Raw genomic sequence first — 11,978 nt, 5'->3', positions numbered from 1 at the left:
ATTTCCAGATCTTCTATATTAATGGTCACAAGTTCCGACCGTCGGCTGGCCAGGGCAAATCCCAATAATAAGATTGCTTTAACACGGATACCGATCAAACTGGAGGTATCTATCTTGCTGATGAGTCCGGGGAGGAGGGGAAGCATCAAGGCCTTTTTTGATTGCTGCCGGGAACCGATTTCCCGTTTGATCCCTTCCATCATCGCCTGTACCTCGAGTGACTTCGTCGGGCTGACGTGTCGTTTGAAACGATGGGCCTCACTGATGGACGAAAGGCGCCTTCTAAGTGTGGAGAATTTATGTGTTTCCGCAAGCTCCGAGATGTAAAGGAATATTGTGCCGACATCAGCCGGAAGAGGGGAGCGTTTATTTCCTTTGCACCAGTTGGTGAAATGCTGCCAGTCTGCTGTATAGCTTTTTTGCGTGTTCTTGCTCTTGGAGTTCTGCATGTAGAATTTGATCTTTTCGAGTTTCTCTTGTTCGATTTCAGGAAACTGTTCATTTTCAGGTACAAGCATACTGTCAACTCCTAACTGCAGTGTTTTTCGTTCTAAGCTCCGATAACTATCTATTATCGGAAACTAGAGCATAAGTGCACAGTTAGAGATAGGAATTGGAAATGGTTTTGATCTTCATCATGGAATGAAAATAAGTTACTAGAATTTTAGAAATTACCTCTTGGAAAACTGGGCAGAAATATTAAGAACTATGGAGATGTTCAATATGCTCCAAGAAGATTTATGGTCAGATATTGAAGCAAATCTGGCAAATACCGATGTTCAACTAATGTATGATTATTACTCTGACAGTTCAGTCTCGTAAGCAGATGACAATTGGAGTGACATGTATCATCATGAATTTCAGTATTTTATCGAACAAGATACTTCGTATATGAGCTATGAGTTAAGATCGCAATTTGTTAAATGGAAGTTTAGTACAGTAGTACAGTTCACTACTTGTACTGAAAGAAGAATAAAAGATGTAACAGTGAGTGGAAAGGCTTATTATTTTTATAAATCTATCTATATAAACAAGTAAGTCCTACACAAAAAATAAATAATGTATTAAAATAATAAATGGAATGTTTTGGGAAGTGAAAGCTGAGAGGAACATAATTGTTAAAATTTTTATTAGTAACTATGGGTAATTGGTAGTTTTATCATTCTCATTGCCTTGAGTATAGTTTCTGATGTTGCTCAATTAATAAACTTTATTAATAAACATGTGAATGGCACTGCTGGTCTTTAAAAAAACAATCATCAGATAAATCTGCTAACCGGCACTTACGCGGTGTAATTTTTTATAGATAAATAAGGAAATTTTCTTCCTTTGTTGTATAAAAAACTCAAGGAGATGAGTGAATGGATGCAATCTTAAATAAAATTGAAGGAAATTTAACTATAACCAATGATACTATTTTGCATGGAATGGTCATTGGGAATGTTGAAGTGATCGGATTTACTGTTCTTGAAATTAGTGGAACAATAAATGGGGAAATGATTGTTAATAAGGGAAATACAGTAATCCTTCATGGAACAGTTAATGGTGATGTTATTAACAACGGCGGAGACTTAGCGGTATATGGTACCATTAATGGCCGATTATTTAGAGAAAATGGCAGAACTATTGTTGAATCAAATGCAATCGTCAGGGATATGTAAACTCTAATAGGCGTACTGAGACTTTTCAGGGCTGCCTTTTTTATATAATTCGCAGGAAAGAATATCCTTTTGTCGAATCTCCTTATAAAAAGGGGATGGGATAAATGAGACCGGGAGATTTATTTGAACGAATGAAAGAAGCTGTTGGTGATGATAAAGGAAACTTTGCCTTCGTAATTAGTGCAGCAAATAGCCATGAGCAGCTAGAAATTATTAAAACTGCAAAATGGTTAGAAGTAGAATTGTTTATAAGACTTAAAAAGTGTGAAGTTCAAAAAGCAATGATAACAGAAGGAGTATTCCTCGCAGGAAGAATATTGAATTTATAATTACATCCTTTTGAGGATGTTTTTTTTATTGAAACAAATTATCAACCTGCTAGTGCTAATTGGCATATACAAAGACTAACAACTCCCAGTGATGGTGAAAACCTTTAGGTTCGGTCCTTTTGCCTGCAATATCTCTTAACAAAAGAAGGAAATTATCTATTTTTGTCGAAATTGTAGGCTTAGGTGGTGTTTGAATATGGAAAAACACAAAGTGAGATTTTCTTTTGTTAATGAAAAATCAACTATATTAGAATAGCAAGGTGATTCAATTGAATCCTTATTTTATTTTCTAACTAATCATAAAGAATTGTACGTAAATTCCGATTTGGAAACAGCTATTAATATGCAACTTGTAACTAATATAACTATTACAAAACCAGCTAAAGTTGCTTACGGTAAAGGTTTTAACAGGTAATTAGGACGTAAACCCTGAAGTATGCAAAAAAGTTTTACCTAAAAGGCCACTAAGGATGTAACTGACGTCCTATGATCGACAATATTAACAAAAAACTTTCATTAGACTACTTGCTAACACATTTGCTAACATACTTATTTTATTTGGTTTGCGTAAATTAACTAAGTTAATTAAAAGACGCTATAAAACCTGAGAAATCAGGCCTAAATGCATCTGTTTTTATTAGGCTGCTCTCATATTTAGCACGACAATATTGACAGGGTAGAGGTCACTGACATGACTCCACCCATAATATAAGTCGTGTTTCTTCTATTATATAGGGATTATTATATTAGAGATTTTTAAGAATGCTGCTAGCATTATTCTTGTATCTCAAACCTGCCTGAACATAGCGGTCGACCATTTCCCTAGTCTTGTGTCCGGTCTGTTTCATAATCGCAATATCCGTCATACCTAACATAGCTGCACTTGTAGATAAACCGCTTCTTAGGCTGTGAGCTGCAAAATCCCGTTCGTCCATCCCTAACTCTCCGATATATTTTTTCACAATCAAAGCAATACTCTGATCACTTAACCGATCTTTAATGTTACCATGCCGGTCAATGGACCGAAATAATGGTCCTGATAGGATACCAGCTTTTTCTATCCAATTACTAGTCGCGGCCACCGGACAATATTCATTGTAAGTGAACACCACGCCTTTGACCAGGTCATCATTTTTGGTCTTCGTCTCCCGAATCCGCACATCCATCCCAAAGTCATTGATTTCCAAATCTTCAATATTGATGGACACGAGTTCCGATCTCCTGCTGGCTAACGCAAATCCCAACAACAAAATAGCTTTATCCCTAATGCCTTGTATAGTAGATGTGTCAATCCTGTTGATCAATTCAGGGAGGATCTGGATCATCAGGGCCTTTTTCGATTGCTGACGCGAACCGTTTTCTCGTTTGATACCGTCCATCAAAGCCTGTACCTCAAAAGCCCTAGTGGGGGTGGGGTATCTTTTGAATCTATGTGCCTCACTGATTGAAGAAAGGCGTCGGCGCAGCGTCGAGTATTTATGTGTCTCGGCAAGTTCCGTGATATAAAGGCAAATGGTGCCGACATCAGAGGGAAGGGGAGAGCGTTTATTTGATTTGCACCATTCCGTGAAATGCTTCCAATCTGCCGAGTAGCTTTTCTGGGTATTTTTGCTTTTGGAATTCTGTATGTAGGATTTAATCTTCTCCAATTTATCATTCTCGATTTCCAGGAACTTTTCATTTTCAGGTACGAGCATCAATTTACCTCCTTAGTACTGGTTTTTTTCTCTAAGTAACGATAATCATATATTATCGCTACTTAGAGAAAAAGTACACAGTTAAGGGGGTAAACTAACAAAAATATCCCCAATGAATCATCCTGGTGTAACCGCTAGAATAAAGTAGACAGTTTTCGCTCGAATTGCGTGATTACTTTCGACAACATAAATAGCTTTCTAGTAAACTAGATTTATTCGTTTACTGGAGGTTAATGACTTGGAGGAAAGACTAGTGTTATATGTTGAGATACATCAATTATATAAACGTAAAATGAAGATTGCTCAAATTGCTAGCCATTTAAAAGTTAATCGAGGAACTGTATATAAATATTTGGGGATGTCCTTTGAAGAAGCACAAGAGTTTTTAGGGAATCCACTTCGAAAACCAAAGAAATTAGATCCCTATCGGGATTGGATTGTAGCCTGGTTAGAGGAGTTTCCACATTTAAGTGCAGCTCAAATTCAAGATTGGTTGTTAGAGCGTCATCCTAATTTAGAAATTGGTGAAAGTACAGTACGCTCTTATGTAAAAGAAATTCGCGATATATATCAGATTGAGAAAAAAACCATTGTTAGACAATATGAGGCTGTCCCCGAACAACCGATGGGTAAGCAGTTGCAAGTGGACTGGGGTGAAACAAAGCAGAAAACGATAACGAAAAAAGAAGTGAAATTGTATTTCATCGCTTTTGTCTTAGCACATTCTCGTTATAAATACATGGAGTGGCAAGACCGACCTTTTACAACAAAGGATGCAATCCGTTGTCATGAAAATGCATTTCTGTTTTTTGGTGGACGTACAGAGGAAATTGTTTATGATCAAGACCATTTACTTACTGTTAGTGAAAATGCAGGTGACTTAATTTTAACATCTGAGTTTCAAGCATATGTAAAAGACCGTAAATTTCGCGTACACTTATGTCGTAAAGCTGACCCTGAGTCAAAAGGGATGATTGAAAACACAGTGAAATACATAAAGGGTAATTTCGCAGATAGTCGAGTTTTTAAAGATATTGAGAGTTGGAATGTGAGTGCGTTACAGTGGTTAGCCCGGACAGGAAATAAGAATGTACACAATACAACGAAAAAGAGACCCGTTGAAGTGTTTCTCGTCGAAAAGCAACACTTACAACCAGTCTCCCCCTTACTTCCATTAGAAAGTAACCATACAGCAATTATATCAAGGAATGTTAATAAGGACAATACGATTCACTTTAAGTCCAATCGTTATTCAGTTCCAGTTGGAACTTATGGGTCACAGCAAGATAATCAAGTGTACCTCAAGATAAAACAAGATACGTTAATTATTCTAACTCAACCAGTTGGTGAGATACTAGCTGAACATAAAATTAGTGCTGAAAAAGGTAGACTTATTAAAAATCGAAATCATACACGTGATCGTTCTAAAGGAATTGAAGAGTTAAAACATAGCGTCATTTCTAGCTTTGAAAGTAAGGAAGACTCTGCAGCATATATAAATGAAATTTGCCTAATTTATACACGTTATCGACGCGATCAATTAGCTATTCTTCAATCTGTCATAGAGAACGAGCCAGAATGGATTAATGAAGCACTTCAAAAATGTATCGTAGAAAAACTATATAGTGCCAATGATTTTCGTGATGTGGTTAATTATATAAAGAAGTCAAATACCGAATCTATACCGGCAGTTAATACTAGTAAAAGTGTGCAAACATCTAAAAAGGAAATTAAAGTAACAACACGTTCTATAAGTACATACACCAGTATTTTGGAGGGTGTATCGAATGAATAAAACCGTTAAAGAATTACAAGAACACTTCCGCCAACTTCGATTAGCTGAAACCGCAGAGGAGCTTCCACAGCTCCTTTGCGAAGCAGAAAAAGCATCGTGGACTTATTTAGAATTTTTAGAAGCAATTACAACATTTGAACTAAATAAACGTGAGATTAAAAGTATTGAACGACGTATGAAGTGGGCACGTTTCCCTTATGTTAAAACACTTCATGAATTCAATATAGAAGAACAAACAGCCCTAACAGAACGCCAATTAACACAACTTCAAGAGTTTAGCTGGTTAGAACAGCAAGCAGTATAATTTAATTTTATTAGGACCTCCAGGTGTAGGGAAAACTTTTCTAGCCGTAGGGTTAGCCATAGAGGCTATTCAAAGAGGATTTCAAGTGTATTTTGTGACGATGGGCGAATTAATTCAACTACTGAAAACTCAAGAAATATCGCATAAATCACAAGTGCAGCTAAAACGATTACAGGCATCTGATTTAGTTATTATTGATGACTTGATGTACATGGCGATGGATCAACGGGAGGCAAACTTGTTTTTTCAGTTAATTAATCACTTGTATGAACGAAGTTCGATTATATTAACCTCAAATAAAAGTCCTGAGCAATGGACTGAGTTAATGGGAGACCAAGGTATAACTACAGCGATATTGGACCGTCTGTTACACCGAGTGGAGGTTGTTCACATGAATGGAGATAGTTATCGCATGAAAAATAGGCAGCATGTATTTTAAGCAAAAGTGTTCATTTCAATCGAGCAAAAACTGTTCATTTTCACTTGACGGTTACACCTGGGTCTACCCTGACATACTGCTTACACAATTGTTTAGATTTAATGCTCTCTTGCCTTTGTGTAATAAACCCTGATCTAAATGCCTTCTTTATTGAATTAAATGGGGGATATACGGTAAAATCAAAACTAATTTCCTTGTAGGGCGAATCTCTGCATTGTACTTTTTTCTAAATTTGGTTTTCGATAACAATCTAAGTTAATCTAATCTAGAATATGATAATAAGTGTTCTATAGACCTCTATTTCTCCTGCATGAAAATGTGATGAAATCATGGTAGAAATACCGGTAAAGCTGAGGCTGGGAAAAAATACATTGAGCAACAAGATCAATTATTTGCTAAAAACACACGCATTATTATAGAAGCACTAAAAAAGTTGACCACACCTGTTAAGATATAGTAATAAAAAAACAAAGGCCTCGAAGCCTTTGTTTTGTAGGCCAAAAATTTATTGTGAGAAACCCCTTCAAGTTAACATAAAATAATTATGAAAACACCGGGTATTTCTGTAATCAAGTTCATAAGGATTTGGAGATGGTGCTTCTTCCGGATACTATTCAATAGGCACCTTTCAAGTGTGGAGAATTTATGTGTTTCCGAGGGATCCGATATGTAAAGGCATATTGTGCCGACATCAGCCGGAAGAGGGGAGCGTTTATTTCCTATGGCCAGCTGGTGAAATGCTGCCAGTGTGCTGTATAGCTTTTTGGCGTATTCTTGCTCTTGGAGTTCTGGAGTTCTGCATGTAGAATTTGATCTTTTCGAGTTTCTCTTGTTCGATTTCCGGAAACTGTTCATTTTCAGGTACAAGCATACTGACAACCCCTAAATGTGGTGTTTTTTTCTCTAGGTTCCGATATTGTCCGAAATGCAAAGGTTAATTTCGCTGTAGAGCAAATCTCAGAATCAATAACAAAAATATAAAGGGAACCTTCTGTGAATAGTGGTGTTAAAATTCTCAATAATAACTGTTTAATTTTCCTCAGTGTTCACGGATCATCTAATTCAATAGAAAAAAGATCGGAAGTTTATGAATGATGTTATTTTTGAAGGATTTTTTTAAGATAAGGGAATTGAAAAACTTTTCGGAAGTATTTAGAGGTAGAGAATGCTCCTAAATCAAATAAATGAACAAAAAGTGTAAGTAAGCTAGATACACATAAACCTTCTTTACTGGAACGAATTAAAGAAGGAACAACGAATTGTGCAGTCTTAATTGAAGAAATTCGAGCGGTATGAAAAAAAGCGCCATTTTTCAAGTGTTCGTCCAGTCCTATCGGGAGTTCCTAAAGTAGTAGATTGGGCAGATAATGTTGAAGATGAAGACCTGAAGCGTCCCTTGAACCTTTTATTATGATCCTGAGTTTTCCCCGTAAATGAGTGTACAACAGATTTGATACAGGTGACTTTGATGAAATGTCATATGGATGCGTTTGGCTATTTTCATGGTATTCTTCAGCAACTTCCTTATGACAATATGCGAACAGTCGTCTCAAAACATAGTGTCAGCCAGATTCAGTTCAACAAAAAAATTGAAGACTCCTTTAGGGGTAAATATTAAAGATATTAACATATATTCAGAAAAAAGGTACAAAAGCATCCTTTCGAACTACCTGACGGTTTCATGACTACTAAGTATTTGAAGAAGGCTGTTGGTATATTGTAGAAGAAAGGGCCCAATTAAGAGCCCTGCATAATTACACTTTATTTATGAAACTTCTTTTAATTGTTTTTCCTTATTTGAATAACAAGCACTCCACACTAATAATGTTCCTAAAATACCCAAACTTATGATATAAAAAGAAATCCATGGGGATTGTACATAAGCTCCGAGAATTAATCCCAAACTGGCAATAATTGAACCGCCATGATTTGATAATGCACCAAATGCTAAATATGATCCACGCTTATTATTTGGAATTAGTTCAGCTTGCTTAGCTTGACGAATAGGAGCGTAAAGCAATTCACCTATTGATGCTATTAGACTAGCTATTAATAACGGTAATATATGGTTAAAAGATGCGACTAGTCCATATCCTATCACATACATCAATAATCCAGTGACAAATACACGCTTTTCATTAAATTTTTTGCTGAAATTAGTAATTAAAAATGTCAATAATAAAATAATAATTGTATTTTCAATTTGAATTGTACTTAACATTCTTACACCATCTAACTCAAATTTTCCCAAATTTAGAGTGTGAAACTCTTGTGAAAGCCTTACTCCAACATAATTTCCTAAAGAAAATTCGGCTGCAAAAATAGTTGCGCCAGAGACAACAAATTTAATCCAATTAGAATCTTTTAAAGCAATAGTATAATTATTAATTAAATCTAAAAATATATTTTTCTTAATCCTTTCTTGAGTAGGATCGGTATATATCAAATATTTGTTTAACATGATAGCGATAAACAAAAGAACAAGTGTTGATATGATAAAAAGTTCAAAGAAATATTTTTTAAACAACAAGCCACCAATAGTAGTACCTAGTGCTAAAGATAAATTAATTAACCAATAATCATAAGTATAAACATCCTTACGATTTTTTGTATTTGTAGAATCAATAATTATAGCTGAGAATGCAGGTTTATAAAGATTATTAGCTATACCATTTAAAAGAAAAAGGGGAACTAACAATGCCGTTGCCTTTATACTAGGATGTATGCATATAGCCATACCAGCTTGAAACGATATATGCAGGAGCTGACCAATGATCAGAATTTTTTTTCTTGGAAAACGATCAGCTAAGTAACCTCCAACTAGATTGGAAAAAAAATAAAGGATAATACTTATAGTAATCAGAGTACCGGTTAATGCCTTTCCTATTTCACTAGTAAAATAAATTGCCATAAAAGGAATGGTGGCAAAAGTAGCAATTCTATTAAGAAAAGAACTAACAAGCCTAAGTTTAATATTTCTGGAAAAATATTTAAATTTCACAAGTAAAACTCCATTTCTATTGAATACTTAATAATGCAGATTTGGTGTACTTTAACAGATAAAATTCGATAATAAAATCTAAGATACCAGCTACACCTTCGCTATAATTTAAATTTGTCCTTATCAAACTTGATTCAGGAAAATATGTTAAATTATTATTTTTATACTTAAATAATAATACACTTTTTAGCAATTGTTCTGATAAATAGAGATATTTTTCATTACCTGTTCGTGTATAGAATTCTAAGAGTAATAAACCATTTCCTGATAATCCATTAATAAGACTGGGATTATTAATATACTTATACGCTATTGAATTTATCAGTTTATCCAAAAGTTTACTCAGTTCATCATTTTTTAAATATAGGTTAATCTCAAATAGCGCTTTGGAAAGACCCCCTGTTCCAAATAATGAAGAAGTATACATTTCTTTAGTACTATTGGTTGGAACAAGTACATTATTCTTATCTATAAAAGCATAACTAAGTATTTTTTTTATAATGAAATAAGAAATATCTAGATATCTCCGATTTTCGGTATGTTTATAAAGTAGTGTTAAAAAGTATGATATTCCAGATAAACCATTAAAGAATCCTAATTCTAGTTTCCCATCTCGATTAAAGAACGCATTAAAGTCATGCCTAACAAAATCGTTAGCGATTTTATCTCCGATTTTTTTCGCTTGTTCTATTAAATGAGGTTTTCTTGTCTCGTTAAATAAGTGTAGTAAAACTAAACCGACACCACTGACCCCAAATGCAACACTATAGTCAACAGAAATTTTTTCCATATTTAATAAAGTCTTATCGATCATTTCAAACGACTTTTGAGGTTTTGATAATTTGTAGAGTCCATAAGATAATCCCGCGGTTCCAGAGTAAAGATTGGGATCTTGGCAATCATCTAAGTTATTTATTAAATAATTTTCTACTAATTCGTTAGTCTTAGTATCCTTAAATACTTTTTCAAGCTTATTTAGCGTGATTAACACACCTAAATCTCCTGTATAAAGTCCTTTGCTTGTGCCAGAAGGTATATAGTTAAATAATTTATTGTCTGTATTTATAATATTATTTTTTATAGTGAGGTGTAGTTCTTCCATAATGGATAGTAAAGTAGATTCGCTTAGGTTATTATTATTTTTTTGATTATGATAAATCCTTTTCGTGTTCCTAATATTTATTAATTTATTTAATTCGTGTTCTAAAACTATTGAATTAGAGTTGAAAATTAAATTATCAATAAAAAGAGCAAGGTCTCTTTCAAGAATTCCATCAAATACTAATTCACTAATGAAATTACTTATTGAACCGGGAGATAAGGTAAAAAAACTACCTGTTGAATGGAAGAAACTTAGCAAAATTAATCCAACGGCTTCTATATCTCCAGCGAATCGATTAGATAAATCTTTACTGATCTTTTTTAATCTAAATCCACGAGTTAACATATATGTAGAGCTTAAATTTTTGATTTTTGGAGTTGCAGCTAATTCAAAGTCTAGAAAATGAACTTTATCATATTTGTCAATTAGGATATTAAACGGCGATAAGTCCCCAATTGAAACACCTACTGAATGAATATCCTTGACCTTTCTCATAATATCAATAAAAATATCAATAAAACGTTTTTTTATTTTCTCCTTATCACTTATACAAGCCCCAAGAATTTGGGGAGACAAAATAAACTCTTGTATTGTTTGTCCTTCTATATAGTTTACTGAAATAAAATAGTGTTCCCATTCATAAAAACTGTCCAATAAACAAGGGACGCCACTAATTCCTTTTAACTCCTGTAAAATAAGCGCTTCATATTTTCTCAATTTTAAACTGTCAATGTCCTTATTTAGTTCGTTTAAGAAAGGCCTTGCCTCTTTTAGTACAACATCTTGATGAAGTATATTATCAAAAGCTAAATAAACACCGCCAGTATTTGACATGTGAATAACTTGTTTAATCATATACCTTCCATTTTTAAGACCCGTAATATTTTCATCATTTTCCTCAATCAAATCTTCGAAAGGATCAATCACCCAAGTTGGTTGATTGTAATGTGGTAAAGGAGTATCATTGTATTCTTCACCATTTGGTCCGATAATAACATCACTTAATTGATTATTTTTGTTTTTTCCATCTTTAATTTTCCCGTATCGATAGTATAGTACTTTACAGTCTTTATACCTTTTATCAGATAAGATATAAGGTCCTATGTAATTTTTGAGTATAGTATATAAATCCAAAACAATAGTAGTAAACGTAGTTTCACTATTTGGATATATAGTTATAAATTTTCCTGAAGAACTCCTATCCCAAGGTTTAGATAGTGTTTTTTTTAAAATTTCATCATCTCTTAAAAATTTAAAAGGAATTTTTCTTTCAATACAATAACTTGAAACCGTCTTTAGAATTTCTAAAGCATTGCTTGGAACTGCGGATATATGTATTTTCCAACCGAATTCTGGTAAGTGTTTTTCGAAATCAATTTTATAAAAAAAACCTGACTTCCTCATTTTAATGGAACTGTCAGCTACAATACGTTTATAGTTCCCTTTGTCTATATATGAGTCAATATCCCATTCAATATGGGTTATGTTGTAGTCAATTGTCATTTATATCTCCCCCTTGAATGTTAGAGAAACTAAAAGACTTTCTATTTGATTTCTAAATAGAAAGTCTTTTGTTAACCAAATTAATGGGCGGTTCTACCATCATTAAAGAGTAGTACCAGGATAAATTTTCGCTGCAAGACCAGTTTC

At 33.9% G+C, this 11,978-nt stretch carries 7 protein-coding genes and 2 pseudogenes; 4 read left to right on the top strand and 5 right to left on the bottom strand.

Annotated elements, in window-relative coordinates:
- A pseudogene (locus tag BIV59_RS21755) lies at window positions 1-518 on the bottom strand (site-specific integrase); the annotation flags it as partial.
- Window positions 519-1,361: 843 nt separating this feature from the next.
- Between BIV59_RS21755 and BIV59_RS21750 the strand changes: the two are divergent.
- Both BIV59_RS21750 and BIV59_RS21745 read left to right on the top strand, forming a co-directional pair.
- Window positions 1,362-1,661 carry a bactofilin family protein gene (locus tag BIV59_RS21750; RefSeq protein WP_071353552.1) on the top strand — a complete coding sequence of 100 codons (300 nt, stop codon included), beginning with the start codon at window positions 1,362-1,364 and terminating at the stop codon, window positions 1,659-1,661.
- A gap of 104 nt (window positions 1,662-1,765) precedes the next feature.
- Window positions 1,766-1,990 carry a hypothetical protein gene (locus BIV59_RS21745; RefSeq protein WP_071353551.1) on the top strand — a complete coding sequence of 75 codons (225 nt, stop codon included), beginning with the start codon at window positions 1,766-1,768 and terminating at the stop codon, window positions 1,988-1,990.
- 746 nt (window positions 1,991-2,736) lie between these two features.
- Here BIV59_RS21745 and BIV59_RS21740 read toward each other — a convergent pair.
- On the bottom strand, window positions 2,737-3,687 hold the full coding sequence (locus BIV59_RS21740) for a site-specific integrase (RefSeq protein ID WP_071353550.1): 951 nt from the start codon (window positions 3,685-3,687) through the stop codon (window positions 2,737-2,739).
- A 253-nt stretch (window positions 3,688-3,940) separates the two neighbouring features.
- On the opposite strand from BIV59_RS21740, the gene istA reads away from it, so the two are divergent.
- Together istA and istB are read left to right on the top strand one after the other, a co-directional pair.
- Complete coding sequence (gene istA / locus BIV59_RS21735; RefSeq protein WP_139194439.1) at window positions 3,941-5,482, top strand: IS21 family transposase; 1,542 nt, start codon at window positions 3,941-3,943, stop codon at window positions 5,480-5,482.
- Window positions 5,475-6,225, top strand: a pseudogene (gene istB, locus BIV59_RS21730) (IS21-like element helper ATPase IstB). Before istA ends, istB begins: the two are co-directional and overlap by 8 nt.
- 712 nt (window positions 6,226-6,937) lie before the next feature.
- Here istB and BIV59_RS23870 read toward each other — a convergent pair.
- From BIV59_RS23870 to BIV59_RS21720, 3 genes are all read right to left on the bottom strand, one after another.
- A complete protein-coding gene (locus BIV59_RS23870; RefSeq protein WP_170846223.1) occupies window positions 6,938-7,096 on the bottom strand; it encodes a hypothetical protein in 159 nt (52 codons plus the stop codon).
- 894 nt (window positions 7,097-7,990) lie between these two features.
- A complete protein-coding gene (locus BIV59_RS21725) occupies window positions 7,991-9,226 on the bottom strand; it encodes an MDR family MFS transporter (protein WP_071353548.1) in 1,236 nt (411 codons plus the stop codon).
- Between the two features lie 16 nt (window positions 9,227-9,242).
- On the bottom strand, window positions 9,243-11,831 hold the full coding sequence (locus tag BIV59_RS21720; RefSeq protein ID WP_071353547.1) for a class III lanthionine synthetase LanKC N-terminal domain-containing protein: 2,589 nt from the start codon (window positions 11,829-11,831) through the stop codon (window positions 9,243-9,245).
- Window positions 11,832-11,978 lie beyond the last annotated feature (147 nt).

Source organism: Bacillus sp. MUM 13 (assembly GCF_001866725.1).
Classification (GTDB): Bacteria; Bacillota; Bacilli; order Bacillales; family DSM-1321; genus Peribacillus.
The sequence above is the reverse complement of the archived record's forward strand: the minus strand, read 5'-3'. Positions and strand labels throughout refer to the sequence as shown.

Coding starts and splice junctions, on each gene's coding strand:
- BIV59_RS21750 (WP_071353552.1), top strand. CDS start 1,362: ATGGATGCAATCTTAAATAAAATTGAAGGAAATTTAACTATAACCAAT.
- BIV59_RS21745 (WP_071353551.1), top strand. CDS start 1,766: ATGAGACCGGGAGATTTATTTGAACGAATGAAAGAAGCTGTTGGTGAT.
- BIV59_RS21740 (WP_071353550.1), bottom strand. CDS start 3,687: ATGCTCGTACCTGAAAATGAAAAGTTCCTGGAAATCGAGAATGATAAA.
- BIV59_RS23870 (WP_170846223.1), bottom strand. CDS start 7,096: ATGCTTGTACCTGAAAATGAACAGTTTCCGGAAATCGAACAAGAGAAA.
- BIV59_RS21720 (WP_071353547.1), bottom strand. CDS start 11,831: ATGACAATTGACTACAACATAACCCATATTGAATGGGATATTGACTCA.